The organism is Streptomyces sp. NPDC002835 (assembly GCF_053591995.1).
This window is the reverse complement of the sequence record NZ_JBSFUW010000009.1, coordinates 147201-170196: the sequence shown is the minus strand read 5'-3', so window position 1 is coordinate 170196 and position 22996 is coordinate 147201. Positions and strand designations below refer to the sequence as shown.

Below are 22996 nucleotides of genomic sequence, written 5' to 3'. Positions count from 1 at the left end.
CACGTCGGAGGTGGGTGCGGGTGTCGGTGGAAACGGGCGGGGTCAATGCGGAGGCGGACGAGCCGGGTTGGGAGGTCGATCCGGACGACGAGTCGGGCGCGGCGGTCGTCGCCGCGGTGGGCCGCCAGTTGCGGCTGCGCCGCGAGGCGGCGGGTATGCGGGCGGGCGGTCTGATCGCCGCGATGAAGAAGGACGTCGCGGAGGTCCGCTACCCGAAGAAGGTCCGTGATCTGGCGCGCATGGAGGCCAAGACCGTTGAGTTGTTGGCTTACGGAAGCCACGATCTGCACGGCCTGCTGCAAACCGAGGAGTACGCCCGCGCGCTCTTCCGGATGCGCCAGCCCCCGTACCAAGAGGACGAGATCGAGCGGGCGGTGGCCGGGCGCATGGCCCGCCGGTCGATCTTCGACCGCTCCCCAGCCCCGGTGCTCAGCTTCGTTCTGGAGGAGGCGAGACTGCGGCGCCCGCTCGGCGGAAGGGCTGTCCTACGGCGGCAGCTCGAACGTCTCCTGGAAGTAGGCCAGTTGCGCAGTGTCACCCTGCAGGTGATGCTGAACGAGTGCGAGGAGCACGCCGGAGTGGACGGCGGGATCGAGGTCCTGAAGTTCGGCGACGGCACGGCGGTGGGCCGCTCAGAAGGAGCCTTCAACGGACGCCCGGTTTCCGACCCGAAACAGCTTCATTCGAACTGAGGTATGGCATCATCCGGTCCCAGGCTCTCGCCCCACGGGAGTCGCTGGCCTTCATCGAGCAAGTGCTGGGAGAGACATGATCCGCAACAAGTCTGCGGACGGTGGCTTCGCGCAGGAGTGGCGAAAGAGCAGCTACAGCGGCAACGGCAGCGAGGCCGACTGCCTCGAGGTCGCCCCCGCCCCCGACGCGGTCCGCGTCCGTGACTCCAAGCGCGTGGCCGGGCCGCGTCTCGCTGTCACGTCCGCCGCGTGGGCGGCGTTCGTGGCGTACGCGTCGGAGCTACCGGCGTCACTTCAGTAGGTGCTTGCAGGGCTTGCCCGAGTCGTCGGCGCTCTGGGCGACGACCTTGCCGTCGACCATGATCTTGCACTTCGCCGCGACGAGCTTGCCGCCGGTCCCCATGATCGTGCCGGGTGTGACGATCACCAGGCGGCCCACCTTCTGCTCCGCGCCGCGGGCGGCAATGGTGGCCGTCTTCTTCCAGGGGAGGTCCATCTTCTCGAAGCCCGATTCGTCAAGGGTCCACATGACGTTGGCTTCACCCTCGCCCAGCACCTCGATGGTCACCTCGTGCGGCGTGCCCTCGCCCGTGATGCGCTCCCCGGAGTCCTCGGGCTTCTCAGTCTGCTGGGCGGCGGGGGACTCCTTGCCCGCGGCCTTGTCGTCCGCGCCGCCGTCGCCGCTCCCGCAACCGGTCAGCAGCGCCGCGGCCAGGACGAAGGTGGTCGTGGTGAGTGTCTTGCGCATGGGTCCCCCGTGAATCGATGAATCGAAGATCGACCTGCGAGCTTAGGCCGCGCCTCGTGGAATGTGCACGCTGGCACCACCACGCGTCTGCAGCCGGAATTCATGGCGGACCGGATCGGGGAGCCGGAGCGGACGGGGCCGTCGGATGACCGGTACGACCGCAGCGAGGGCCTGCGAGGCGGTCCCGAGCAGTGCGGCACGGTGACCCGGACCTGATGATCGTCCGGAGCGTGGGCGTGCGTGCCGCAGTTTGACGATCAACCCCTGCGGGGTACTCTTCTGGGCTCGATTGGCCAGGGCGAGGGACCGTGTGGCAGACTGTCCGGGTTGCTCGGTTGCGTGCCGATGCTGCGCGCCTCCCGCCGGGAGGACCGGAAGCGAGTCCCACAGTACTCGTCGCTCCACGCCTCTCCAGATGGAGAGACCGGGGCGGACGTACGGGAATCTTCCGGGAAGTGTCAGCGGGGTACCGGCCAGGCACTCGGCGGGAGCTCTTCCCCCGATACGCGGCCGATGGCCGCACCCCCTTGGTTGGGAAATCCTTCGGGAGATCTGCGTAGAGGGAGTGCGACACGCCCGACCGCGTGGGTCGGATGAAGAGAGCAAGACCCTCCGGGTTCCAGAGCGTTTCACTAGACAAAGGACTACTGAGTAGCCATGGCGGGACAGAAGATCCGCATCCGGCTCAAGGCCTACGACCACGAGGTCATCGATTCGTCGGCGAAGAAGATCGTCGAGACGGTGACCCGCACTGGTGCGTCGGTCGCAGGCCCGGTGCCGCTGCCCACTGAGAAGAACGTGTACTGCGTCATCAAGTCGCCGCACAAGTACAAGGACTCGCGCGAGCACTTCGAGATGCGCACGCACAAGCGCCTGATCGACATCCTCGACCCGACGCCCAAGACCGTTGACTCGTTGATGCGCCTGGACCTTCCGGCCGGCGTCGACATCGAGATCAAGCTCTGAGAGGCGCGGAAGAGATGGCTAAGCAGATCAAGGGCGTCCTGGGCGAGAAGCTCGGCATGACCCAGGTCTGGGACGACAACAACCGTGTCGTCCCGGTGACCGTAGTCAAGGCCGGGCCCTGCGTCGTCACCCAGGTCCGTACGAACGACATCGACGGCTACGAGTCGGTCCAGATCGCCTTCGGCGAGATCGACCCTCGCAAGGTGAACAAGCCCCTCAAGGGCCACTTCGCCAAGGCCGACGTGACCCCCCGCCGCCACCTGGTGGAGCTCCGCACCCCTGACGCCAGCGAGTACACGCTGGGCCAGGAGATCACTGCCGAGGTGTTCGAGTCCGGCGTCAAGGTTGACGTCACGGGCAAGAGCAAGGGCAAGGGCTTCGCCGGTGTCATGAAGCGTCACAACTTCAAGGGCCTCGGCGCCGGTCACGGCACCCAGCGCAAGCACCGCTCTCCCGGCTCCATCGGTGGCTGTGCCACCCCGGGCCGTGTGTTCAAGGGCCTCCGCATGGCGGGCCGTATGGGCAACGAGCGGGTCACCACCCAGAACCTGACCGTTCACGCCGTTGACGCGGAGAAGGGCCTGCTCCTCATCAAGGGCGCAGTTCCCGGTCCGAACGGCGGCCTGGTCCTGGTCCGCACTGCGGCCAAGGGGGCCTGAGGACTATGAGCACCATTGACATTCTGTCGCCCGCAGGCGACAAGTCCGGGACCGTTGAGCTCCCGGCCGAGATCTTCGACGCCAAGGTCAGCATCCCGCTGATCCACCAGGTCGTCGTCGCGCAGCTGGCCGCTGCCCGTCAGGGCACGCACAAGGTCAAGCGCCGTGGCGAGGTCCGTGGTGGTGGCAAGAAGCCGTACCGCCAGAAGGGCACCGGCCGCGCCCGCCAGGGTTCGACCCGTGCGCCGCAGTTCGCCGGCGGTGGCGTCGTCCACGGCCCCGTGCCGCGTGACTACTCGCAGCGGACCCCGAAGAAGATGAAGGCCGCCGCCCTGCGCGGTGCCCTCACCGACCGGGCCCGCAACTCCCGCATCCACGTCGTCACCGGCGTGGTCGAGGGCGAGGTCTCCACCAAGGCCGCGAAGACCCTGCTCGGCAAGATCAGCGAGCGCAAGCACGTGCTGCTGATCGTCGAGCGGGCTGACGAGGCCGCGTGGCTGTCCGCCCGCAACCTGCCCCAGGTGCACCTCCTGGAGCCGGGCCAGCTGAACACGTACGACGTGCTCGTCTCCGACGACGTGGTCTTCACCCAGGCCGCCTTCGAGACCTTCGTGTCCGGCCCCAAGGCCGCCAACGACACCGAAGGGAGCGAGGCCTGATGTCCGAGGCCACGATCACCAGCAAGACCTTCACGGACCCGCGCGACATTCTCGTCAAGCCCGTGGTCTCCGAGAAGAGCTACGCCCTGCTCGACGAGAACAAGTACACGTTCATCGTCGCGCCCGGCTCCAACAAGACCCAGATCAAGCAGGCCGTCGAGGCGGTCTTCTCGGTCAAGGTCACCGGGGTCAACACGATCAACCGTCAGGGCAAGCGCAAGCGCACCCGCACCGGTTTCGGCAAGCGCGCTGACACCAAGCGCGCCATCGTGACCCTTGCCGAGGGCGACCGTATCGACATCTTCGGCGGTCCGACCGCCTGACGGCGGTCGAGATCGTCCAGATTTCGGAATAGTTTCCGAGGACTGAGAGACAATGGGTATCCGCAAGTACAAGCCGACGACTCCGGGCCGTCGTGGTTCCAGCGTCGCCGACTTCGTCGAGATCACGCGGTCCACGCCGGAGAAGTCGCTGGTCCGCCCTCTGCACAGCAAGGGCGGCCGTAACAACACCGGTCGTGTGACCGTCCGTCACCAGGGCGGCGGCCACAAGCGCGCCTACCGAGTGATCGACTTCCGTCGTCACGACAAGGACGGCGTCCCGGCGAAGGTCGCGCACATCGAGTACGACCCCAACCGCACCGCGCGCATCGCGCTCCTGCACTACGCGGACGGCGAGAAGCGCTACATCATCGCCCCGCGTGGCCTGAGCCAGGGCGACCGGATTGAGAACGGCCCCGGCGCCGACATCAAGCCCGGCAACAACCTGGCGCTGCGCAACATCCCGGTCGGTACGACCATCCACGCCATCGAGCTGCGGCCCGGCGGCGGCGCGAAGTTCGCCCGCTCCGCGGGTGCCTCCGTGCAGCTGCTGGCGAAGGAGGGCCAGATGGCCCACCTGCGTATGCCGTCCGGCGAGATTCGCCTGGTCGACATCCGCTGCCGCGCCACGGTCGGCGAGGTCGGCAACGCCGAGCAGTCGAACATCAACTGGGGCAAGGCCGGCCGTCTGCGCTGGAAGGGCGTCCGCCCGACCGTCCGCGGTGTCGCGATGAACCCGGTCGACCACCCGCACGGTGGTGGTGAGGGCAAGACCTCCGGTGGTCGCCACCCGGTCTCCCCGTGGGGTCAGAAGGAAGGGCGTACTCGCTCTCCCAAGAAGGCGAGCAGCAAGTACATCGTCCGCCGCCGCAAGACGAACAAGAAGCGCTAGGAGCGGGTTTAGATGCCGCGCAGTCTCAAGAAGGGGCCCTTCGTCGACGACCACCTGATCAAGAAGGTGGACACGCAGAACGAAGCAGGCACCAAGAACGTCATCAAGACCTGGTCCCGTCGCTCGATGATCGTCCCGGCCATGCTGGGCCACACGATCGCGGTGCACAACGGCAAGACGCATGTCCCGGTGTTCGTCACCGAGTCCATGGTCGGCCACAAGCTCGGCGAGTTCTCGCCGACTCGCACCTTCCGCGGCCACGTCAAGGACGACCGGAAGTCGAAGCGCCGCTAGCGCGGGGTGGAACGACTCATGACTTACACCGAAGGGACAACCATGGAAGCCAGGGCCCAGGCGCGGTACATCCGCGTCACGCCCATGAAGGCCCGCCGAGTGGTGGACCTCATCCGTGGCATGGATGCCACGGAGGCTCAGGCGGTCCTGCGTTTCGCCCCGCAGGCCGCGAGCGTGCCGGTCGGCAAGGTGCTTGACAGCGCCATTGCCAACGCCGCGCACAACTACGACCACACCGACGCCTCTTCGCTGGTCATCAGCGAGGCGTACGTGGACGAGGGTCCGACCCTGAAGCGGTTCCGTCCGCGTGCTCAGGGCCGGGCCTACCGGATCCGTAAGCGGACCAGCCACATCACCGTGGTCGTCAGCAGCAAGGAAGGAACCCGGTAATGGGCCAGAAGGTAAACCCGCACGGGTTCCGGCTCGGTATCACCACGGACTTCAAGTCCCGCTGGTACGCCGACAAGCTGTACAAGGACTACGTCAAGGAAGACGTCGCCATCCGTCGGATGATGACGTCCGGCATGGAGCGCGCCGGCATCTCGAAGGTTGAGATCGAGCGCACCCGTGACCGCGTGCGGGTGGACATCCACACCGCGCGTCCCGGCATCGTCATCGGCCGCCGTGGCGCCGAGGCAGACCGCATCCGCGGCGACCTCGAGAAGCTCACGGGCAAGCAGGTGCAGCTGAACATCCTCGAGGTCAAGAACCCCGAGGTCGACGCTCAGCTCGTGGCCCAGGCCGTTGCCGAGCAGCTGTCCTCCCGCGTCTCCTTCCGTCGCGCCATGCGTAAGAGCATGCAGTCGACGATGAAGGCCGGCGCCAAGGGCATCAAGATCCAGTGTGGCGGCCGTCTCGGCGGCGCCGAGATGTCGCGCTCGGAGTTCTACCGCGAGGGTCGTGTGCCGCTGCACACGCTGCGCGCGAACGTCGAGTACGGCTTCTTCGAGGCCAAGACGACCTTCGGCCGCATCGGCGTGAAGGTCTGGATCTACAAGGGCGACGTCAAGAACATCGCCGAGGTCCGCGCCGAGAACGCCGCTGCCCGTGCCGGCAACCGCCCGGCCCGTGGTGGCGCTGACCGCCCGGCCGGCCGTGGTGGCCGCGGTGGCGGCGAGCGTGGCGGTCGCGGTCGCAAGCCGCAGCAGTCCGCGCCGGCAGCCGAGGCCCCCAAGGCCGACGCTCCCGCCGCTGCTCCGGCTGCTGAGAGCACCGGAACGGAGGCCTGACCGAAATGCTGATCCCCCGTAGGGTCAAGCACCGCAAGCAGCACCACCCGAAGCGCCGCGGTATGGCCAAGGGCGGTACGACGGTTGCGTTCGGCGAGTACGGCATCCAGGCCATGACTCCGGCGTACGTGACCAACCGCCAGATCGAGGCGGCTCGTATCGCGATGACCCGCCACATCAAGCGTGGCGGCAAGGTCTGGATCAACATCTACCCGGACCGCCCGCTGACCAAGAAGCCCGCCGAGACCCGCATGGGTTCCGGTAAGGGTTCCCCCGAGTGGTGGGTCGCGAACGTGCACCCGGGCCGGGTCATGTTCGAGCTGTCCTACCCGAACGAAAAGATTGCACGTGAGGCTCTGACTCGCGCGGCCCACAAGCTGCCGATGAAGTGCCGGATCGTCAAGCGCGAGGCAGGTGAAGCGTGATGTCGACCGGTACCAAGGCATCCGAGCTGCGTGAGCTGGGCAACGAGGAGCTTGTTGCCAAGCTCCGCGAGGCCAAGGAAGAGCTGTTCAACCTCCGCTTCCAGGCGGCGACCGGTCAGCTCGAGAACCACGGCCGGCTGAAGGCCGTCCGCAAGGACATCGCCCGGATCTACACCCTGATGCGTGAGCGCGAGCTGGGCATCGAGACGGTGGAGAGCGCCTGATGAGCGAGAGCAACGTGACAGAAGACAAGACCGCCCGCGGTTTCCGCAAGACCCGTGAGGGTCTGGTCGTCAGCGACAAGATGGACAAGACCGTCGTCGTCGCCGTCGAGGACCGCGTGAAGCACGCGCTGTACGGCAAGGTCATCCGCCGTACCAACAAGCTCAAGGCGCACGACGAGCAGAACGCTGCCGGCGTCGGCGACCGCGTCCTCATCATGGAGACGCGTCCGCTGTCGGCGACCAAGCGCTGGCGCATCGTCGAGATCCTCGAGAAGGCCAAGTAATTGCTTGAAGGGGTAACCCTTCGAGTTCGTTCCGCCAGGCTCGGTGGGGGCCCGTCCTCATAAAGAGGACGGCCCCCGCCGGGAACCGGCAGACAATCAGGAGATAGACGTGATCCAGCAGGAGTCGCGACTGCGCGTCGCCGACAACACTGGTGCCAAGGAGATCCTTTGCATCCGTGTTCTCGGTGGCTCCGGTCGCCGCTACGCGGGCATCGGTGACGTCATCGTCGCCACCGTCAAGGACGCGATCCCCGGTGGCAACGTGAAGAAGGGTGACGTCGTCAAGGCGGTCATCGTTCGCACCGTCAAGGAGCGTCGTCGTCAGGACGGCTCGTACATCCGCTTCGACGAGAACGCCGCCGTCATTCTGAAGAACGACGGCGACCCTCGCGGCACCCGTATCTTCGGCCCCGTGGGTCGTGAGCTGCGCGAGAAGAAGTTCATGAAGATCATCTCGCTCGCGCCGGAGGTGCTGTAAGCATGAAGATCAAGAAGGGCGACCTGGTACAGGTCATCACCGGTAAGGACAAGGGCAAGCAGGGCAAGGTCATTCAGGCCTTCCCCCGCGAGGACCGCGTCCTGGTCGAGGGTGTCAACCGGGTCAAGAAGCACACCAAGGCCGGCCAGACCGCTCGTGGTTCGCAGACCGGTGGCATTGTCACGACCGAGGCCCCCATCCACGTGAGCAACGTTCAGCTCGTCGTGGAGAAGGACGGCAAGAAGGTCGTGACCCGCGTCGGGTTCCGCTTCGACGACGAGGGCAACAAGATCCGCGTTGCCAAGCGGACGGGTGAGGACATCTGATGGCTACCACCACCACTCCGCGTCTGAAGACGAAGTACCGCGAGGAGATCGCGGGCAAGCTGCGTGAGGAGTTCTCCTACGAGAACGTCATGCAGGTCCCCGGCCTCGTCAAGATCGTGGTCAACATGGGTGTGGGCGACGCCGCCCGCGACTCCAAGCTGATCGACGGCGCGATTCGCGACCTCACCACGATCACCGGTCAGAAGCCGGCCGTCACCAAGGCCCGCAAGTCCATCGCGCAGTTCAAGCTGCGCGAGGGGCAGCCGATCGGCTGCCACGTCACCCTCCGCGGTGACCGCATGTGGGAGTTCCTGGACCGCACCCTGTCGCTCGCGCTGCCGCGCATCCGCGACTTCCGCGGTCTGTCGCCGAAGCAGTTCGACGGCCGTGGCAACTACACCTTCGGTCTCACGGAGCAGGTCATGTTCCACGAGATCGACCAGGACAAGATCGACCGCGTCCGGGGTATGGACATCACCGTGGTCACCACGGCGACCAACGACGCTGAGGGCCGCGCGCTCCTTCGTCACCTCGGCTTCCCGTTCAAGGAGGCGTAAGCGAGATGGCGAAGAAGGCTCTCATTGCCAAGGCTGCTCGTAAGCCCAAGTTCGGTGTGCGTGCGTACACCCGCTGCCAGCGCTGCGGCCGTCCGCACTCCGTCTACCGCAAGTTCGGCCTGTGCCGCGTGTGCCTTCGTGAGATGGCTCACCGTGGCGAGCTGCCGGGCGTGACCAAGAGCTCCTGGTAGTCCCTCCGTCCTCTGGACGTCAGGGATGACCGGAGTCTCTCGGTAAGCAGAGGGTTGGCAGGGGCCCTTCTCTCCATGGCTTAGGCTAGGAGGGTTGGGCGTCTGCCGCCCGTACGACTTACTACGCCGTAGGTCCCCGTGCCGCACCCGTCCCGCCTCTGAGCGGGGAGAGGGATGGCGCATACAGGAAACCCCGGCGAGAGAGGCCGAAGGCCAATTCATGACCATGACTGATCCCATCGCAGACATGCTGACGCGTCTGCGTAACGCGAACTCGGCGTACCACGACTCCGTGGTGATGCCGCACAGCAAGATCAAGTCGCACATCGCAGAGATCCTCCAGCAGGAGGGTTTCATCACCGGCTGGAAGGTCGAGGACGCCGAAGTCGGCAAGAACCTCGTCCTGGAGCTGAAGTTCGGCCCGAACCGTGAGCGTTCGATCGCCGGCATCAAGCGCATCTCCAAGCCGGGTCTGCGTGTTTACGCGAAGTCCACCAATCTGCCGAAGGTTCTCGGCGGCCTGGGCGTGGCGATCATCTCCACGTCCCACGGTCTCCTGACCGGCCAGCAGGCACAGAAGAAGGGCGTGGGTGGGGAAGTCCTCGCCTACGTCTGGTAGTCGGGAACGGAGGAAAAGCTAATGTCGCGAATCGGCAAGCTCCCCATCCAGGTTCCCGCCGGTGTGGACGTCACCATCGATGGCCGCACGGTCGCGGTGAAGGGTCCGAAGGGCTCCCTCACGCACACCGTCGCAGCGCCCATCGAGATTGTTAAGGGCGAGGAGGGCGTGCTCAACGTCACCCGTCCCAACGACGAGCGTCAGAACAAGGCCCTGCACGGCCTGTCCCGCACGCTGGTGGCGAACATGATCACCGGTGTGACCCAGGGATACACCAAGGCGCTCGAGATCAGCGGTGTCGGTTACCGCGTGGCCGCGAAGGGCTCCAACCTGGAGTTCCAGCTCGGTTACAGCCACCCGATCCTGGTGGAGGCGCCCGAGGGCATCTCCTTCAAGGTCGAGTCGCCGACCAAGTTCTCGGTCGAGGGCATCGACAAGCAGAAGGTCGGCGAGGTCGCCGCGAACATCCGCAAGCTGCGCAAGCCCGACCCGTACAAGGCCAAGGGCGTGAAGTATGCGGGCGAGGTCATCCGCCGCAAGGTCGGAAAGGCGGGTAAGTAAGCCATGGCATACGGTGTGAAGATTGCCAAGGGCGACGCGTACAAGCGCGCCGCCATCAAGCGCCGCCACATCCGCGTCCGCAAGCACGTCTCCGGTACGCCGGAGCGTCCGCGCCTGGTCGTGACGCGTTCCAACCGCCACATCGTGGCTCAGGTCATCGACGACATCGCGGGCCACACGCTCGCGTCGGCGTCGACCCTGGACACCTCGATCCGTGGTGGCGAGGGCGACAAGAGCGCCCAGGCCAAGCAGGTCGGTTCCCTGGTCGCCGAGCGCGCCAAGGCCGCCGGCGTCGAGGCCGTCGTGTTCGACCGTGGTGGCAACAGGTACGCCGGGCGCATTGCCGCTCTGGCTGACGCCGCCCGCGAGGCCGGGCTGAAGTTCTGAGCCCCGGTTCCGGGACTAACGGACGTAACAGAGAGAGGTAATTCCAATGGCTGGACCCCAGCGCCGCGGAAGCGGTGCCGGTGGCGGCGAGCGGCGGGACCGGAAGGGTCGCGACGGTGGCGCAGGCGCCGCCGAGAAGACCGCGTACGTTGAGCGCGTTGTCGCGATCAACCGCGTCGCCAAGGTTGTCAAGGGTGGTCGTCGCTTCAGCTTCACCGCGCTCGTCGTGGTCGGTGACGGTGACGGCACGGTAGGCGTCGGTTACGGCAAGGCGAAGGAGGTGCCGGCCGCCATCGCCAAGGGTGTTGAGGAGGCGAAGAAGAACTTCTTCAAGGTCCCCCGCATCCAGGGCACCATCCCTCACCCGATCCAGGGTGAGAAGGCTGCCGGCGTCGTCCTGCTCAAGCCGGCTTCCCCCGGTACCGGTGTTATCGCCGGTGGCCCGGTGCGCGCCGTGCTCGAGTGCGCGGGCGTGCACGACATCCTGTCGAAGTCGCTCGGCTCGGACAACGCGATCAACATCGTGCACGCGACCGTGGCGGCCCTCAAGGGCCTGCAGCGTCCCGAGGAGATCGCGGCTCGCCGTGGTCTGCCCCTCGAGGACGTCGCCCCCGCGGCTCTGCTGCGTGCGCGTGCGGGAGCGGGTGCGTAATGGCTCGCCTCAAGATCACGCAGACGAAGTCGTACATCGGCAGCAAGCAGAACCACCGCGACACCCTGCGTTCGCTCGGGCTCAAGCGCCTGAACGACGTGGTCGTCAAGGAGGACCGCCCCGAGTTCCGCGGAATGGTGCACACCGTCCGCCACCTCGTGACGGTCGAGGAGGTCGACTGACATGGCGGAGAACAACCCGCTGAAGGTCCACAACCTCCGTCCCGCCCCGGGCGCCAAGACCGCCAAGACCCGTGTCGGTCGTGGTGAGGCGTCGAAGGGTAAGACGGCCGGTCGTGGTACCAAGGGCACGAAGGCCCGCTACCAGGTTCCGGAGCGCTTCGAGGGTGGGCAGATGCCCCTCCACATGCGTCTCCCGAAGCTCAAGGGCTTCAAGAACCCGTTCCGCACCGAGTACCAGGTCGTGAACCTGGACAAGCTCGCGGCCCTCTACCCCGAGGGTGGCGAGGTGACCGTTGCCGACCTGGTCGACAAGGGCGCCGTGCGCAAGAACAGCCTCGTCAAGGTCCTCGGCCAGGGCGAGATCTCCGTGGCGCTGCAGGTGACGGTTGACGCCGTCTCCGGCTCCGCCAAGGAGAAGATCGCCGCCGCGGGCGGCACCGTCACCGAGCTCGTCTGAGCCCCGGTCCGACGGACAAACCTGGCCGGCTCCCCTCACGGGGTGCCGGCCAGGTTGTTTGTGCGTCCGGGCCGCTGAGCCCCTCCGACCTTTCCTGCGGGACATAGGTGAACTCCGCGAGGACGGCGGAAAGGGCGCGGTCGCAGCCCTCCGGGCCCGCTTCTGAAGGAAACCGCCCCACCACGATGGCGACCGGGGCGGTGCAGGTCGCGGCTGCGTAGAGCCGTGATGCGGTGCTTGTCCCGACCGGCGCCGAGGCCCACGACAGCGGTGCGGGAGCTGAGTGGCATTTCAGGTTCCGCTCCCTGTTCCGGGTGCCGATAAAAGGCCGTCCCTTTTCCGCTCCCGGCGGGTGCGGTGATAAGGACCGGCTTTTCCTTCCTCGATTCCGGGGCGGATTCGGGGCGGCCCCGGGGTCACGGGACCGGCCGATCCGCCCGGTCCCGTGACCCCGGCCATCCCTTTCCCGTGGCTGATTCCCACCGGTTCACGCCCCGGCCGACCTGGCGACGGGGCAGGAGCGGGACTCCCCGTTCCGTACGGTGGTCGAGCGCCTTTCCCCGAGGTCCTCGGCCCCGCTTCCCGCCCCTGCGCCGGTGTCCGCACGGCTGCCGGTCAAACGCCGGCGGTGACGACCGAGGCCGTCAGCGCCGCCGTTGACCCCGGCACCGGCGGCCGTCGGTGGCACCGCGTCGGGACGGTCAGGGGCCTTCTCCACGGGTCGTCCCGGAACCGCTCGACGAGTCTCCCGGGAGGCGCCCGTGGGGTCATCGCGTTCCTCGGCCGGCGGCGTACGCGGCGAAAGTCGGCCAGTGCGAGCGCCCGCCGCCCGCGGCGACCGTGACCCCCGCGTCACGGATACGTTTCACGCTCGCGGTGGGGCCGGGTATGGTAGCCGCTGTTAGAGTCCCGGCAGTCTGCGCTCGTGGCGCGGGCTGCCGTGTTCGGTATCTACTCACTTACCAAACCGTTACCTCTCGCGCGCAACGCGGGGGTCGCAGGAGGCACCGTGCTCACCGCGTTCGCCCGGGCGTTCAAGACGCCCGACCTGCGCAAGAAACTGCTCTTCACCCTCGCCATGATCGCGGTGTACCGGCTCGGCGCTGCCGTGCCGATTCCAGGTGTCGACTACCAGAACGTACAGATCTGTGTCGATCAGACCGCGAAGGGCAACAACCTTCTCGGCCTGGCCAATCTGTTCAGTGGTGGCGCCCTGCTGCAGATCACGGTGTTCGCGCTCGGCATCATGCCGTACATCACCGCGAGCATCATCCTGCAGCTGCTGACGGTGGTCATCCCCCGGCTGGAAGCCCTGAAGAAGGAAGGGCAGTCGGGTACGGCGAAGATCACGCAGTACACGCGCTATCTCACGGTCGCCCTCGCGGTGCTCCAGGGCACCGGTCTTGTCGCCACGGCCCGGAGCGGTGCGCTGTTCACAGGCTGTCCGGTCGCCGGTGAGATCGTCCCGGACAAATCGATCTTCGTGATCGCCACCATGGTGATCACGATGACGGCGGGCACGGCGGCCGTCATGTGGCTCGGTGAGCTCATCACGGACCGCGGCATCGGCAACGGCATGTCCATCCTGATGTTCGTCTCGATCGCGGCCGGATTCCCGGGCGCCATCTGGGCCATCAAGCAGCAGGGCAAGCTTGCCGGCGGCTGGATCGAGTTCGCCGTGGTCATGGCGGTCGGCTTCGTGATGGTCGGCCTGGTCGTATTCGTGGAGCAGGCACAGCGCAGGATTCCGGTCCAGTACGCGAAGCGGATGATCGGCCGCAGGTCCTACGGCGGCACGTCGACCTACATTCCGCTGAAGGTCAACCAGGCGGGCGTCATCCCTGTGATCTTCGCCTCGTCGCTGCTCTACATCCCGATGCTCGTGGTCCAATTCAGTGCGGGCGGAAGTACTTCCGCCTGGGGGACGTGGATCCAGCAGCACTTCATCGACGGCAAGCCCCTCTATGTCGCCACGTACTTCCTGTTGATCGTGTTCTTCGCCTTCTTCTATGTGGCGATCTCGTTCAACTCCGATGAAGTCGCTGACAATATGAAGAAGTATGGTGGCTTCATCCCGGGTATCCGGGCGGGCCGTCCTACTGCCGAGTACCTCAGTTACGTGCTCAACCGGATCACGTGGCCGGGCTCGCTGTATCTGGGCCTGATCGCTCTTGTCCCGACGATGGCGTTGGCGGGCTTCGGCGCGAACCAGAACTTCCCGTTCGGCGGGACGAGCATCCTCATCATCGTGGGTGTGGGTCTGGAGACCGTGAAGCAGATCGAGAGCCAGCTCCAGCAGCGCAATTACGAAGGGTTCCTCCGCTGATGCGAATCGTCCTCGTCGGACCGCCCGGTGCCGGCAAGGGAACGCAGGCCGCGTTCCTTGCCAGGAACCTGTCGATCCCGCACATCTCCACGGGCGACCTCTTCCGCGCCAACATTTCCCAGGGCACCGAGCTGGGGAAGCAGGCGAAGGCCTACATGGACGCCGGCAACCTGGTCCCGGACGAGGTCACCATCGGGATGGCCAAGGACCGCATGTCCCAGCCGGACGCGGTCGGCGGCTTCCTGCTGGACGGTTTCCCGCGGAACGTGGGGCAGGCGCAGGCGCTGGACGGAATGCTCTCCGACGAGGGCGTCAAGCTGGACGCGGTCCTCGACCTCGAGGTCCCCGAGGACGAGGTCGTCAAGCGGATCGCAGGCCGGCGTGTGTGCCGCAACAACAGCGCGCACGTCTTCCACGTGACCTACACCCCGCCCAAGACCGAGGGCGTCTGCGACGAGTGCGGCGGCGAGCTGTACCAGCGCGACGACGACTCTGAGGAGACCGTGCGCAAGCGGCTCGAGGTCTACCACACGCAGACCGAGCCGATCATCGACTACTACCGGGCCCAGAACCTGGTGGTCACGATCTCCGCGCTCGGCAAGGTCAACGATGTGACCGACCGCGCCATGGAGGCGCTGAAGCGGGCCTGAGCCCCGCCCGCACACAGTCTGTGAGATACGGCCGCGGTGTCCTTCGGACGCCGCGGCCGTATCGTTGACTGACCCAGAACCCGTTGTTGAGAAAGGCGCGAGCCGCACATGGTGCAGATCAAGACCCCCGAGCAGATCGCGAAGATGCGCGAGGCGGGACTGGTCGTCGCCGCCATCCACGAGGCGACCCGCAAGGCCGCGGTGCCCGGCGCCACGACCAAGGACCTCGACGAGGTCGCCCGCAAGGTGCTCGCCGACCACGGGGCCAAGTCGAACTTCCTCGGTTACGGCGGCTTCCCCGCGACCATCTGCACCTCTGTCAACGAGGTCGTCGTCCACGGCATCCCGGACGACAAGACCGTCCTCAAGGACGGCGACATCATCTCCATCGACTGCGGTGCGATCATCGACGGCTGGCACGGCGACGCCGCGTACACCGCCTTCGTGGGCACCGGTCACGCTCCCGAGCTCCTCGAGCTCTCCAGGGTGACCGAGGAGTCGATGTGGGCCGGCATCGCCGCCATGAGAAGCGGCAACCGGCTCGTCGACATCTCCCGCGCCATCGAGAGCTACATCCGCCGGCAGCCGCGTCCCGCGAGCGGCAAGTACGGGATCATCGAGGACTACGGCGGCCACGGCATCGGCACCGAGATGCACATGGACCCGCACCTGCTGAACTACGTCTCCCGCAAGCGCGGCCGCGGCCCGAAGCTGGTGCCCGGTTTCTGCCTCGCCATCGAGCCGATGGTCTCCCTCGGCACGGCGCACACCGAGGTCCTCGCCGACGACTGGACCGTCATCACCACCGACGGCACCTGGTCCTCCCACTGGGAGCACTCCATCGCGCTGACGGAGGAGGGACCGCTGGTCCTGACCGCCCGCGACGGGGGCAGGGCCAAGCTGGCCGAGCTGGGCGTCACTGCGGCGCCCGACCCCCTGGCCTGACCACCGCTTAACGATCTCCTGCGTTGGGCAGACTTGACGGATTCGTCTTTTCGATACGCCTGACGTAGACTGATGCGTCGGCTCTCGTGCATCCGTGTGTCCGCACCCGGAACGAGAGTCGATCAAGGTAGCCGATTCGAAAGGCGAAGCGTGGCCAAGAAGCAAGGTGCCATCGAAATCGAGGGCACCGTGATCGAGTCTCTCCCGAACGCCATGTTCAAGGTGGAGCTCCAGAACGGTCACAAGGTCCTCGCGCACATCTCCGGCAAGATGCGGATGCACTACATCCGTATCCTCCCGGACGACCGGGTCGTCGTGGAGCTCTCTCCGTACGACCTGACGCGTGGCCGGATCGTCTACCGGTACAAGTAGATCTTGTCGACCCCTTCGCGGGGTGTCGGCACTGACCCGGAGAACCTCACATCCCATGAAGGTCAAGCCGAGCGTCAAGAAGATCTGCGACAAGTGCAAGGTGATCCGCCGTCACGGCCGGGTCATGGTCATCTGCGACAACCTGCGCCACAAGCAGCGCCAGGGCTGACGCACGACCACCTGCACTCGCAGTTCATCGCGCGACGCAAGTAAGCACGTACATACGCAGAGCCCGCCTGACCACGGTCGGCGACACCTCCGGTGGAGGCCGGGGACCTGGTCCGTACCTCCCTCTCCTGTTCAAGGGGCGGCGGCCACGGAACGGCTCTGCGGAAGACCTCCGACTACATCAGGAGCCATGAATGGCACGCCTTGAAGGCGTTGACCTCCCGCGCGACAAGCGTATTGAGGTCGCCCTTACCTACGTTTTCGGCATCGGGCGCACCCGGTCCCAGGAGACCCTCGCCGCCACCGGTGTCGACCCGAACGTCCGCGTTCGTGACCTGGCCGAAGAGGATCTGATCAAGATCCGCGAGTACGTGGACGCCAACTTCCAGACGGAGGGTGACCTCCGCCGCGACGTCCAGGCCAACATCCGCCGCAAGGTCGAGATCGGCTGCTACCAGGGTCTGCGTCACCGCCGCGGCCTGCCGGTCCACGGTCAGCGCACCAGCACGAACGCACGTACCCGCAAGGGCCCGCGTCGCGCCATCGCCGGTAAGAAGAAGCCGGGCAAGAAGTAGTCCACAGCGGACACTGCGGCCTTCGGGGGGCGACCCCCAAAGCCCCCGCATTTCCCACGGTCTTCGCTGTAGGACCGACCACCTCCCGTAGGAGATATAGATGCCCCCCAAGGGTCGTCAGGGCGCTGCCAAGAAGGTGCGCCGCAAGGAAAAGAAGAACGTCGCTCACGGCCACGCGCACATCAAGAGCACGTTCAACAACACGATCGTGTCCATCACGGACCCGACCGGCAACGTGATCTCCTGGGCCTCCGCCGGCCACGTCGGCTTCAAGGGCTCGCGCAAGTCCACCCCCTTCGCCGCGCAGATGGCCGCCGAGTCGGCTGCCCGCCGCGCGCAGGAGCACGGCATGCGCAAGGTCGACGTCTTCGTCAAGGGTCCCGGCTCCGGCCGTGAGACCGCGATCCGCTCCCTCCAGGCCACCGGCCTCGAGGTCGGCTCGATCCAGGACGTCACCCCCACGCCGCACAACGGCTGCCGTCCCCCCAAGCGCCGCCGCGTCTGACGCACGGCTGCTTGACTGCTTGACCAGGTGTTCCGGGCGGTACGACCCGAAAGGGACGTACCGCCCGTACCCTGTATCAGAGGACGTCAAATAGCGGGCGTCCACGACTGAAGGAAAAACACCATGCTTATCGCTCAGCGCCCCTCGCTGACCGAAGAGGTTGTCGACGAATACCGCTCGCGGTTCGTCATCGAGCCGCTGGAGCCCGGCTTCGGCTACACGCTCGGCAACTCGCTTCGCCGTACGCTCCTCTCCTCGATCCCGGGTGCGGCCGTCACGTCCATCCGCATCGACGGTGTCCTGCACGAGTTCACCACCGTGCCGGGCGTCAAGGAGGACGTCACCGACCTCATCCTCAACATCAAGCAGCTGGTCGTCTCCTCGGAGCACGACGAGCCCGTCGTGATGTACCTGCGCAAGCAGGGCCCCGGCCTGGTCACCGCCGCGGACATCGCCCCGCCGGCCGGTGTCGAGGTGCACAACCCCGACCTGGTGCTCGCCACGCTGAACGGCAAGGGCAAGCTCGAGATGGAGCTGACCGTCGAGCGCGGTCGCGGCTACGTCTCCGCCGTGCAGAACAAGCAGGTGGGTCAGGAGATCGGCCGGATCCCGGTCGACTCCATCTACTCCCCGGTCCTCAAGGTCACCTACAAGGTCGAGGCGACCCGAGTCGAGCAGCGCACCGACTTCGACAAGCTGATCGTCGACGTCGAGACCAAGCAGGCCATGCGCCCGCGTGACGCCATGGCGTCCGCCGGCAAGACCCTGGTCGAGCTGTTCGGCCTGGCCCGCGAGCTCAACATCGACGCCGAGGGCATCGACATGGGCCCGTCCCCCACGGACGCCGCCCTCGCCGCCGATCTGGCGCTGCCGATCGAGGAGCTCGAGCTCACCGTCCGCTCGTACAACTGCCTCAAGCGTGAGGGCATCCACTCCGTGGGTGAGCTCGTGGCGCGCTCCGAGGCCGACCTGCTCGACATCCGCAACTTCGGTGCGAAGTCGATCGACGAGGTCAAGGCGAAGCTGGCCGGCATGGGCCTGGCGCTCAAGGACAGCCCGCCCGGATTCGACCCGACCGCCGCCGCCGACGCCTTCGGCGCCGACGACGACGCGGACGCGGGCTTCGTCGAGACCGAGCAGTACTGAGAAGGCTTGCGGGGGGTCTCGGCCCCCCGCACACCCTCCGGCGACCGCCAGGAGGGCACTGACACCGGTACCTGACACGGCCGGTGCAGATCACAAGGAGAAATCCCATGCCGCGTCCCACCAAGGGAGCCCGTTTCGGTGGCAGCGCCGCTCACGAGAAGCTTCTTCTCGCGAACCTGGCGAAGTCGCTGTTCGAGCACGGCCGCATCACCACGACCGAGGCCAAGGCCCGCCGCCTGCGTCCGGTCGCCGAGCGCCTGATCACCAAGGCGAAGAAGGGCGACATCCACAACCGTCGCCTGGTGCTGCAGACGATCACGGACAAGGGCATCGTGCACACGCTCTTCACCGAGATCGCTCCGCGTTACGCCGAGCGTCCGGGTGGCTACACCCGTATCACCAAGATCGGCAACCGTCGTGGCGACAACGCTCCGATGGCCGTGATCGAACTCGTCGAGGGCGAGATCGCGAAGAAGGCGACCGTGGACGAGGCCGAGGCCGCCACGAAGCGCGCGGTCAAGGAAGACGCCCTCAAGAAGGACGCGGCCGCCGAGGCCACGTCCGACGAGGCTGCCGAGGCTCCGGCCGAGCCCGCCGCGGAAGCGGCTGGTGACAGCGCCAAGGACGTCTGAGCCTGATCCCAGGTTCGTCGAGCGGGCCCGTTCCCTTCCGGGGGCGGGCCCGTTCCGCGTGAGTTGAGAGGATGGGTCGCGTGAGCGACGAGGTGGAGCCCGGGCACGTCCGGCTGCGGCTGGATCTTTCGTACGACGGCAAGGACTTCTCCGGCTGGGCCAAGCAGGCCGGCGGCCGGCGGACCGTGCAGGGCGAGATCGAGGACGCGCTGCGCACCGTGACGCGTTCGCGCACGACGTACGAGCTGACCGTTGCCGGTCGTACGGACGCCGGGGTGCACGCACGCGGGCAGGTGGCGCACGTCGACCTGCCGGAGGAGGTCTGGGCCGAGCACCGGGACAAGCTGCTCAAGCGGCTCGCCGGGCGGCTCTCGCGCGATGTGCGGATCTGGAAGGTGGCCGAGGCGCCCGCCGGGTTCAACGCGCGCTTCTCCGCGATCTGGCGGCGGTACGCGTACCGCGTGACCGACGCACCCGGCGGCGTCGACCCGTTGCTGCGCGGCCATGTGCTCTGGCACGACTGGCCGTTGGACGTCGAGGCCATGAACGAGGCCGCGGCCGGTCTGGTGGGGGAGCACGACTTCGCCGCGTACTGCAAGAAGCGCGACGGGGCGACGACCATTCGCACCCTGCAGCAGCTGTCGTGGGAGCGGGACGCGTCCGGCGTCATCACCGCGACCGTGAAGGCCGACGCCTTCTGCCACAACATGGTGCGCTCGCTCGTCGGCGCCCTGCTGTTCGTGGGCGACGGGCACCGGCCGGCCGCGTGGCCCGCGCAGGTCCTGGCCGCAGGCGTCCGGGACTCGGCCGTCCATGTCGTACGGCCGCACGGGCTGACGCTGGAGGAAGTCGGCTACCCGGCCGACGCGTTGCTGGCCGCCCGCAACAAGGAGGCCCGCAACCGGCGTTCGCTGCCCGTGGCGCCGCCGGTACCGCTACTGGGCGGCTGCGGAGGCTGCGGCTGAGGCCTGCGCCTCGCCCCTGCGCACGATCTGACGGAACGTGAACTCGCCGAGGTCGTCGCCCGTCTGGAAGGCCTTGGTGTCGCCCTTGGTGACGGACTTGGTCCCGGTGTAGCCGGTGGTCGTGAAGTAGGCGTAGCGGCCGTAGGCGTTGAAGGTGGAGCGGCAGACCGGCCCGCCCTTGCAGAAGGTGGACACGCCCGCGCCCGTCAGCGGCACGACGCTGCCCGACGCCTGCTGGAGCGCCTTCTTGGCCTGGGCCGCGTTCTCGAAGGTGGCCACGGCGACCGTGACGGCGATGCCGTCCTTGCTGTAGGTGGCGCGGAAGACCTGCTCGCAGCCGTTGTTCTCCAGCGCGCCGGTGAGGCCGCCCTTGACCGCGGAGGCGCAGTTGCCGGTGCGGGCCAGGGCGCCCTTGTCGTAGACCCGGTCGCCCATCGTGAGCTTCTTGCCGGGGAAGAGAGTCTCCGCGCTCAGCGGCAGCGTGTCCTTCTTCCGGTCCGATATGAACTCCTTCGGGTCCGGTGGCGGCAGCGGGGCCACGGAGGAGAACGAGGGCTCCGGCGCGGTGGTGTTCTGCGGCAGGTCGGGCGGCGCGGGGAGCCGGCTGCTGCTCTTGTCGGAGGCGTTGGTGTCACTGTCCTTGTTGGACGAGACGATGGCGGTCGCCACGGCGCCGGCGATCAGTGCCGTCGCCAGCGCGCCGCCGCCGACCATGAGCCAGCGCCTGCGGCGGGTCCGGGCGGCGGAGGCTTCGGCGAGCGCGGCCCAGTCGGGCGTGCCGGCGTCACTGTCCGACCGGCTGCCGAACGGGTCGGCGGAGTCCCGGCCGTAGGGCTGCTGTCCGTACGGCTGCTGCCCGTACGGCGCCTGGCCGTGGCCGTGCTGATCCTGTCCGTACTGGCCCTGGTTGTACGGGTTCTGGTTCTGTCCGCCGGAACCCCACTGAGGCCCCCCCTGCCCAAAGCTCATGCCGCGCATCCTAAACCTGTTGGGCGGGGGCAGGCTCTGCCCTCACAATCGGGCCCATGGGACATGTAGAGGCCGGGCATCTCGAGTACTACCTGCCGGACGGCCGTCCGCTCCTCGCGGACGTCTCGTTCCGGGTGGGCGAGGGCGCGGTCGCGGCGCTGGTGGGGGCCAACGGCGCGGGCAAGACCACACTGCTGCGGCTGATCGCGGGCGAGATCCAGCCCCACGGCGGTTCGGTGCAGGTCAGCGGCGGGCTGGGGGTGATGCGGCAGTTCGTCGGCGCGGTCCGTGACGAGCGGACCGTACGGGACCTGCTGGTCTCGGTCGCCCAGCCCAGGATCAGGGAGGCGGCGGCCGCCGTCGACGCCGCCGAGCACGCGATCATGACCGTGGACGACGAGGCCGCGCAGATGCGGTACGCGCAGGCGCTGAGCGACTGGGCGGAGGCCCGCGGGTACGAGGCGGAGACCCTCTGGGACATGTGCACCATGGCGGCGCTCGGAGTGCCGTACGAGAAGGCGCAGTGGCGGCAGGTGCGGACGCTGTCCGGCGGTGAGCAGAAGCGGCTGGTGCTGGAGGCGCTGCTGCGCGGCCCCGATGAGGTGCTGCTGCTCGACGAGCCTGACAACTATCTGGACGTGCCGGGCAAGCGGTGGCTCGAGGACCGGCTGAAGGAGACCCGCAAGACGGTCCTGTTCGTCTCCCACGACCGGGAATTGCTGGCGCGGGCCGCGGAGCGGATCGTGGCGGTGGAGCCGGGGCCGGCCGGGTCGGACGTGTGGGTGCACGGCGGGGGCTTCGCCACGTTCCACGAGGCGCGCCGGGAGCGGTTCGCCCGCTTCGAGGAGCTCAAGCGCCGCTGGGACGAGGAGCACGCCAGGCTGAAGGCGCTGGTGCTGCGGCTGCGGCAGCAGGCGGCGAACAGCCCGGACATGGCGTCGCGGTACCGGGCGATGCAGACCCGCTTCAAGAAGTTCGAGGAGGCAGGCCCGCCGCCGGAGCCGCCGCGGGAGCAGGACATCAGGATGCGGCTGCGCGGCGGCCGGACCGGTGTGCGCGCGCTCACCTGCACCGGACTGGAGCTCACGGGGCTGATGAAGCCGTTCTCCCTGGAGGTCTACTACGGGGAGCGGGTGGCGGTCCTGGGGTCCAACGGCTCGGGCAAGTCCCACTTCCTGCGGCTCCTGGCGGGGGACGACGTCTCCCACACGGGCCAGTGGAAGCTGGGCGCGCGGGTCGTCCCCGGCCACTTCGCCCAGACCCACGCCCACCCGGAGCTGCTGGGCCGCACGCTCGTCGACATCCTGTGGACGGAGCACGCCAAGGACCGGGGCGGGGCGATGTCGGTCCTGCGGCGGTACGAGCTGGAGCGCCAGGGGGACCAGCCGTTCGAGAAGCTCTCGGGCGGCCAGCAGGCCCGCTTCCAGATCCTGCTCCTGGAGCTGGCGGGTACCACGGCGCTCCTCCTGGACGAGCCGACGGACAACCTGGACCTGGAGTCGGCGGAGGCGCTGCAGGAGGGGCTGGAGGCGTACGACGGGACCGTCCTGGCCGTCACGCACGACCGCTGGTTCGCGCGGGCCTTCGACCGGTACCTGGTCTTCGGCTCGGACGGGGTGGTCCGGGAGACGCCGGAGCCGGTGTGGGACGAGCGCCGCGTGGTCCGCGCGCGGTAGCGCCACGCGGGGGAGGGCGGCGCCTGCGGTGGGCTTGTCCCATTCCCGCCCCTTCCCGAAACCGGGGGCTCTCCGCCCCCGGACCTCCGCGCCTCAAACGCCGGCGAGGCTGATTTCGCTCCGCGCGGTGGACCCGCGGTCGGCCGCCCGGCGGACCCGTTTTGACCCGCCAGGGGGACCGCGGGTATTCTGCTGGTTCGTTATGCGTATTGGCTTGCTCTATCTCACGTGAGGGGCCCTTACGCCGGTCCACCGGGCCGATGAC

General features: G+C 67.6%; 35 protein-coding genes and 1 pseudogene. 34 read left to right on the top strand and 2 right to left on the bottom strand.

Annotated features, from left to right (window positions below; translation table 11 throughout):
- The first annotated feature begins 20 nt into the window (after positions 1 to 20).
- Positions 21 to 772, top strand: a pseudogene (locus ACWD01_RS12840) (DUF5753 domain-containing protein).
- Complete coding sequence (locus ACWD01_RS12835) at positions 769 to 993, top strand: DUF397 domain-containing protein (RefSeq protein ID WP_451160983.1); 225 nt, start codon at positions 769 to 771, stop codon at positions 991 to 993. Before ACWD01_RS12840 ends, ACWD01_RS12835 begins: the two are co-directional and overlap by 4 nt.
- Here the strand turns inward: ACWD01_RS12835 and ACWD01_RS12830 are convergent.
- Positions 982 to 1440 (bottom strand): hypothetical protein, encoded by a 459-nt coding sequence (locus tag ACWD01_RS12830; protein WP_451160981.1) that lies wholly within the window; start codon positions 1438 to 1440, stop codon positions 982 to 984. The two genes, ACWD01_RS12835 and ACWD01_RS12830, sit on opposite strands and share 12 nt — an antisense overlap.
- Positions 1441 to 2097: 657 nt before the next feature.
- On the opposite strand from ACWD01_RS12830, the gene rpsJ reads away from it, so the two are divergent.
- From rpsJ to truA, 31 genes are all read left to right on the top strand, one after another.
- Positions 2098 to 2406, top strand: a complete 309-nt coding sequence (gene rpsJ, locus ACWD01_RS12825; protein ID WP_003948644.1) for a 30S ribosomal protein S10 — start codon at positions 2098 to 2100, stop codon at positions 2404 to 2406.
- Positions 2407 to 2420: 14 nt separating this feature from the next.
- A complete protein-coding gene (gene rplC, locus ACWD01_RS12820) occupies positions 2421 to 3065 on the top strand; it encodes a 50S ribosomal protein L3 (protein ID WP_356898595.1) in 645 nt (214 codons plus the stop codon).
- 5 nt (positions 3066 to 3070) lie between these two features.
- Positions 3071 to 3724, top strand: coding sequence for a 50S ribosomal protein L4 (gene rplD, locus ACWD01_RS12815; protein WP_451160979.1), 654 nt, complete (start codon positions 3071 to 3073; stop codon positions 3722 to 3724).
- A complete protein-coding gene (gene rplW, locus ACWD01_RS12810; protein WP_356898593.1) occupies positions 3724 to 4047 on the top strand; it encodes a 50S ribosomal protein L23 in 324 nt (107 codons plus the stop codon). The genes rplD and rplW overlap by 1 nt, the downstream gene beginning before the upstream one ends.
- Before the next feature lie 52 nt (positions 4048 to 4099).
- The gene (gene rplB, locus ACWD01_RS12805; RefSeq protein ID WP_356898592.1) at positions 4100 to 4936 is read left to right on the top strand and encodes a 50S ribosomal protein L2; all 837 of its coding nucleotides are present in this window, start codon (positions 4100 to 4102) and stop codon (positions 4934 to 4936) included.
- 12 nt (positions 4937 to 4948) lie between these two features.
- Positions 4949 to 5230 carry a 30S ribosomal protein S19 gene (gene rpsS / locus ACWD01_RS12800; RefSeq protein WP_264246576.1) on the top strand — a complete coding sequence of 94 codons (282 nt, stop codon included), beginning with the start codon at positions 4949 to 4951 and terminating at the stop codon, positions 5228 to 5230.
- A 42-nt stretch (positions 5231 to 5272) separates the two neighbouring features.
- Positions 5273 to 5620 (top strand): 50S ribosomal protein L22, encoded by a 348-nt coding sequence (gene rplV / locus ACWD01_RS12795; RefSeq protein ID WP_004571827.1) that lies wholly within the window; start codon positions 5273 to 5275, stop codon positions 5618 to 5620.
- A complete protein-coding gene (gene rpsC, locus ACWD01_RS12790; protein ID WP_451160976.1) occupies positions 5620 to 6459 on the top strand; it encodes a 30S ribosomal protein S3 in 840 nt (279 codons plus the stop codon). The genes rplV and rpsC overlap by 1 nt, the downstream gene beginning before the upstream one ends.
- 5 nt (positions 6460 to 6464) lie before the next feature.
- Positions 6465 to 6884, top strand: coding sequence for a 50S ribosomal protein L16 (gene rplP / locus ACWD01_RS12785; RefSeq protein ID WP_005313579.1), 420 nt, complete (start codon positions 6465 to 6467; stop codon positions 6882 to 6884).
- Positions 6884 to 7108: a 50S ribosomal protein L29 gene (gene rpmC / locus ACWD01_RS12780; protein ID WP_142214203.1), complete on the top strand. Its 225-nt coding sequence runs from the start codon at positions 6884 to 6886 to the stop codon at positions 7106 to 7108. The genes rplP and rpmC overlap by 1 nt, the downstream gene beginning before the upstream one ends.
- Complete coding sequence (gene rpsQ, locus ACWD01_RS12775; RefSeq protein ID WP_005313575.1) at positions 7108 to 7392, top strand: 30S ribosomal protein S17; 285 nt, start codon at positions 7108 to 7110, stop codon at positions 7390 to 7392. The genes rpmC and rpsQ overlap by 1 nt, the downstream gene beginning before the upstream one ends.
- Positions 7393 to 7501: 109 nt before the next feature.
- The gene (gene rplN / locus ACWD01_RS12770) at positions 7502 to 7870 is read left to right on the top strand and encodes a 50S ribosomal protein L14 (protein WP_003956455.1); all 369 of its coding nucleotides are present in this window, start codon (positions 7502 to 7504) and stop codon (positions 7868 to 7870) included.
- A 2-nt stretch (positions 7871 to 7872) separates the two neighbouring features.
- Entirely contained in the window at positions 7873 to 8196 is a 324-nt protein-coding gene (gene rplX, locus ACWD01_RS12765) for a 50S ribosomal protein L24 (RefSeq protein ID WP_159688581.1), read from the top strand.
- The gene (gene rplE, locus ACWD01_RS12760; protein ID WP_356898589.1) at positions 8196 to 8753 is read left to right on the top strand and encodes a 50S ribosomal protein L5; all 558 of its coding nucleotides are present in this window, start codon (positions 8196 to 8198) and stop codon (positions 8751 to 8753) included. The genes rplX and rplE overlap by 1 nt, the downstream gene beginning before the upstream one ends.
- Positions 8754 to 8758: 5 nt before the next feature.
- A complete protein-coding gene (locus ACWD01_RS12755) occupies positions 8759 to 8944 on the top strand; it encodes a type Z 30S ribosomal protein S14 (RefSeq protein ID WP_003956452.1) in 186 nt (61 codons plus the stop codon).
- A 220-nt stretch (positions 8945 to 9164) separates the two neighbouring features.
- A complete protein-coding gene (gene rpsH, locus ACWD01_RS12750) occupies positions 9165 to 9563 on the top strand; it encodes a 30S ribosomal protein S8 (protein ID WP_005313538.1) in 399 nt (132 codons plus the stop codon).
- 21 nt (positions 9564 to 9584) lie between these two features.
- Positions 9585 to 10124, top strand: a complete 540-nt coding sequence (gene rplF, locus ACWD01_RS12745) for a 50S ribosomal protein L6 (RefSeq protein ID WP_005313535.1) — start codon at positions 9585 to 9587, stop codon at positions 10122 to 10124.
- Between the two features lie 3 nt (positions 10125 to 10127).
- A complete protein-coding gene (gene rplR / locus ACWD01_RS12740) occupies positions 10128 to 10511 on the top strand; it encodes a 50S ribosomal protein L18 (protein WP_100108608.1) in 384 nt (127 codons plus the stop codon).
- Positions 10512 to 10557: 46 nt separating this feature from the next.
- On the top strand, positions 10558 to 11163 hold the full coding sequence (gene rpsE / locus ACWD01_RS12735; RefSeq protein WP_451160971.1) for a 30S ribosomal protein S5: 606 nt from the start codon (positions 10558 to 10560) through the stop codon (positions 11161 to 11163).
- Positions 11163 to 11345, top strand: a complete 183-nt coding sequence (gene rpmD / locus ACWD01_RS12730) for a 50S ribosomal protein L30 (RefSeq protein WP_005313525.1) — start codon at positions 11163 to 11165, stop codon at positions 11343 to 11345. The genes rpsE and rpmD overlap by 1 nt, the downstream gene beginning before the upstream one ends.
- 1 nt (position 11346) lies before the next feature.
- Entirely contained in the window at positions 11347 to 11802 is a 456-nt protein-coding gene (gene rplO, locus ACWD01_RS12725; protein ID WP_264246569.1) for a 50S ribosomal protein L15, read from the top strand.
- Positions 11803 to 12811: 1009 nt separating this feature from the next.
- Positions 12812 to 14128 (top strand): preprotein translocase subunit SecY, encoded by a 1317-nt coding sequence (gene secY, locus ACWD01_RS12720; protein ID WP_356898586.1) that lies wholly within the window; start codon positions 12812 to 12814, stop codon positions 14126 to 14128.
- On the top strand, positions 14128 to 14778 hold the full coding sequence (locus ACWD01_RS12715; RefSeq protein WP_356898585.1) for an adenylate kinase: 651 nt from the start codon (positions 14128 to 14130) through the stop codon (positions 14776 to 14778). Before secY ends, ACWD01_RS12715 begins: the two co-directional genes overlap by 1 nt.
- Positions 14779 to 14886: 108 nt before the next feature.
- Positions 14887 to 15723, top strand: coding sequence for a type I methionyl aminopeptidase (gene map, locus ACWD01_RS12710; protein ID WP_451160968.1), 837 nt, complete (start codon positions 14887 to 14889; stop codon positions 15721 to 15723).
- Positions 15724 to 15873: 150 nt separating this feature from the next.
- The gene (infA, locus tag ACWD01_RS12705; RefSeq protein ID WP_003956442.1) at positions 15874 to 16095 is read left to right on the top strand and encodes a translation initiation factor IF-1; all 222 of its coding nucleotides are present in this window, start codon (positions 15874 to 15876) and stop codon (positions 16093 to 16095) included.
- Between the two features lie 55 nt (positions 16096 to 16150).
- Positions 16151 to 16264 (top strand): 50S ribosomal protein L36, encoded by a 114-nt coding sequence (gene rpmJ, locus ACWD01_RS12700; RefSeq protein WP_003956441.1) that lies wholly within the window; start codon positions 16151 to 16153, stop codon positions 16262 to 16264.
- Between the two features lie 193 nt (positions 16265 to 16457).
- Positions 16458 to 16838 (top strand): 30S ribosomal protein S13, encoded by a 381-nt coding sequence (gene rpsM / locus ACWD01_RS12695; RefSeq protein ID WP_366699500.1) that lies wholly within the window; start codon positions 16458 to 16460, stop codon positions 16836 to 16838.
- Positions 16839 to 16938: 100 nt separating this feature from the next.
- A complete protein-coding gene (rpsK, locus tag ACWD01_RS12690; protein WP_003948617.1) occupies positions 16939 to 17343 on the top strand; it encodes a 30S ribosomal protein S11 in 405 nt (134 codons plus the stop codon).
- A gap of 123 nt (positions 17344 to 17466) precedes the next feature.
- On the top strand, positions 17467 to 18489 hold the full coding sequence (locus ACWD01_RS12685; RefSeq protein ID WP_003956430.1) for a DNA-directed RNA polymerase subunit alpha: 1023 nt from the start codon (positions 17467 to 17469) through the stop codon (positions 18487 to 18489).
- A 107-nt stretch (positions 18490 to 18596) separates the two neighbouring features.
- Positions 18597 to 19121, top strand: a complete 525-nt coding sequence (gene rplQ, locus ACWD01_RS12680; protein ID WP_451160964.1) for a 50S ribosomal protein L17 — start codon at positions 18597 to 18599, stop codon at positions 19119 to 19121.
- Positions 19122 to 19201: 80 nt separating this feature from the next.
- Positions 19202 to 20086 carry a tRNA pseudouridine(38-40) synthase TruA gene (gene truA / locus ACWD01_RS12675; RefSeq protein WP_451160962.1) on the top strand — a complete coding sequence of 295 codons (885 nt, stop codon included), beginning with the start codon at positions 19202 to 19204 and terminating at the stop codon, positions 20084 to 20086.
- On the opposite strand, the gene ACWD01_RS12670 is transcribed toward truA, so the two are convergent.
- On the bottom strand, positions 20057 to 21055 hold the full coding sequence (locus tag ACWD01_RS12670; protein WP_451160960.1) for a hypothetical protein: 999 nt from the start codon (positions 21053 to 21055) through the stop codon (positions 20057 to 20059). The two genes, truA and ACWD01_RS12670, sit on opposite strands and share 30 nt — an antisense overlap.
- Positions 21056 to 21111: 56 nt before the next feature.
- On the opposite strand from ACWD01_RS12670, the gene ACWD01_RS12665 reads away from it, so the two are divergent.
- The gene (locus ACWD01_RS12665; protein ID WP_451160958.1) at positions 21112 to 22731 is read left to right on the top strand and encodes an ABC-F family ATP-binding cassette domain-containing protein; all 1620 of its coding nucleotides are present in this window, start codon (positions 21112 to 21114) and stop codon (positions 22729 to 22731) included.
- Positions 22732 to 22996: the final 265 nt, after the last annotated feature.

Excerpts from the sequence above, each read along its gene's own strand:
- ACWD01_RS12835 (WP_451160983.1), top strand. The coding sequence starts at position 769 with ATGATCCGCAACAAGTCTGCGGACGGTGGCTTCGCGCAGGAGTGGCGA.
- ACWD01_RS12830 (WP_451160981.1), bottom strand. The coding sequence starts at position 1,440 with ATGCGCAAGACACTCACCACGACCACCTTCGTCCTGGCCGCGGCGCTG.
- rpsJ (WP_003948644.1), top strand. The coding sequence starts at position 2,098 with ATGGCGGGACAGAAGATCCGCATCCGGCTCAAGGCCTACGACCACGAG.
- rplC (WP_356898595.1), top strand. The coding sequence starts at position 2,421 with ATGGCTAAGCAGATCAAGGGCGTCCTGGGCGAGAAGCTCGGCATGACC.
- rplD (WP_451160979.1), top strand. The coding sequence starts at position 3,071 with ATGAGCACCATTGACATTCTGTCGCCCGCAGGCGACAAGTCCGGGACC.
- rplW (WP_356898593.1), top strand. The coding sequence starts at position 3,724 with ATGTCCGAGGCCACGATCACCAGCAAGACCTTCACGGACCCGCGCGAC.
- rplB (WP_356898592.1), top strand. The coding sequence starts at position 4,100 with ATGGGTATCCGCAAGTACAAGCCGACGACTCCGGGCCGTCGTGGTTCC.
- rpsS (WP_264246576.1), top strand. The coding sequence starts at position 4,949 with ATGCCGCGCAGTCTCAAGAAGGGGCCCTTCGTCGACGACCACCTGATC.
- rplV (WP_004571827.1), top strand. The coding sequence starts at position 5,273 with ATGGAAGCCAGGGCCCAGGCGCGGTACATCCGCGTCACGCCCATGAAG.
- rpsC (WP_451160976.1), top strand. The coding sequence starts at position 5,620 with ATGGGCCAGAAGGTAAACCCGCACGGGTTCCGGCTCGGTATCACCACG.
- rplP (WP_005313579.1), top strand. The coding sequence starts at position 6,465 with ATGCTGATCCCCCGTAGGGTCAAGCACCGCAAGCAGCACCACCCGAAG.
- rpmC (WP_142214203.1), top strand. The coding sequence starts at position 6,884 with ATGTCGACCGGTACCAAGGCATCCGAGCTGCGTGAGCTGGGCAACGAG.
- rpsQ (WP_005313575.1), top strand. The coding sequence starts at position 7,108 with ATGAGCGAGAGCAACGTGACAGAAGACAAGACCGCCCGCGGTTTCCGC.
- rplX (WP_159688581.1), top strand. The coding sequence starts at position 7,873 with ATGAAGATCAAGAAGGGCGACCTGGTACAGGTCATCACCGGTAAGGAC.
- rplE (WP_356898589.1), top strand. The coding sequence starts at position 8,196 with ATGGCTACCACCACCACTCCGCGTCTGAAGACGAAGTACCGCGAGGAG.
- ACWD01_RS12755 (WP_003956452.1), top strand. The coding sequence starts at position 8,759 with ATGGCGAAGAAGGCTCTCATTGCCAAGGCTGCTCGTAAGCCCAAGTTC.
- rpsH (WP_005313538.1), top strand. The coding sequence starts at position 9,165 with ATGACCATGACTGATCCCATCGCAGACATGCTGACGCGTCTGCGTAAC.
- rplF (WP_005313535.1), top strand. The coding sequence starts at position 9,585 with ATGTCGCGAATCGGCAAGCTCCCCATCCAGGTTCCCGCCGGTGTGGAC.
- rplR (WP_100108608.1), top strand. The coding sequence starts at position 10,128 with ATGGCATACGGTGTGAAGATTGCCAAGGGCGACGCGTACAAGCGCGCC.
- rpsE (WP_451160971.1), top strand. The coding sequence starts at position 10,558 with ATGGCTGGACCCCAGCGCCGCGGAAGCGGTGCCGGTGGCGGCGAGCGG.
- rpmD (WP_005313525.1), top strand. The coding sequence starts at position 11,163 with ATGGCTCGCCTCAAGATCACGCAGACGAAGTCGTACATCGGCAGCAAG.
- rplO (WP_264246569.1), top strand. The coding sequence starts at position 11,347 with ATGGCGGAGAACAACCCGCTGAAGGTCCACAACCTCCGTCCCGCCCCG.
- ACWD01_RS12715 (WP_356898585.1), top strand. The coding sequence starts at position 14,128 with ATGCGAATCGTCCTCGTCGGACCGCCCGGTGCCGGCAAGGGAACGCAG.
- map (WP_451160968.1), top strand. The coding sequence starts at position 14,887 with ATGGTGCAGATCAAGACCCCCGAGCAGATCGCGAAGATGCGCGAGGCG.
- rpmJ (WP_003956441.1), top strand. The coding sequence starts at position 16,151 with ATGAAGGTCAAGCCGAGCGTCAAGAAGATCTGCGACAAGTGCAAGGTG.
- rpsM (WP_366699500.1), top strand. The coding sequence starts at position 16,458 with ATGGCACGCCTTGAAGGCGTTGACCTCCCGCGCGACAAGCGTATTGAG.
- rpsK (WP_003948617.1), top strand. The coding sequence starts at position 16,939 with ATGCCCCCCAAGGGTCGTCAGGGCGCTGCCAAGAAGGTGCGCCGCAAG.
- ACWD01_RS12685 (WP_003956430.1), top strand. The coding sequence starts at position 17,467 with ATGCTTATCGCTCAGCGCCCCTCGCTGACCGAAGAGGTTGTCGACGAA.
- rplQ (WP_451160964.1), top strand. The coding sequence starts at position 18,597 with ATGCCGCGTCCCACCAAGGGAGCCCGTTTCGGTGGCAGCGCCGCTCAC.
- ACWD01_RS12670 (WP_451160960.1), bottom strand. The coding sequence starts at position 21,055 with ATGAGCTTTGGGCAGGGGGGGCCTCAGTGGGGTTCCGGCGGACAGAAC.
- ACWD01_RS12665 (WP_451160958.1), top strand. The coding sequence starts at position 21,112 with ATGGGACATGTAGAGGCCGGGCATCTCGAGTACTACCTGCCGGACGGC.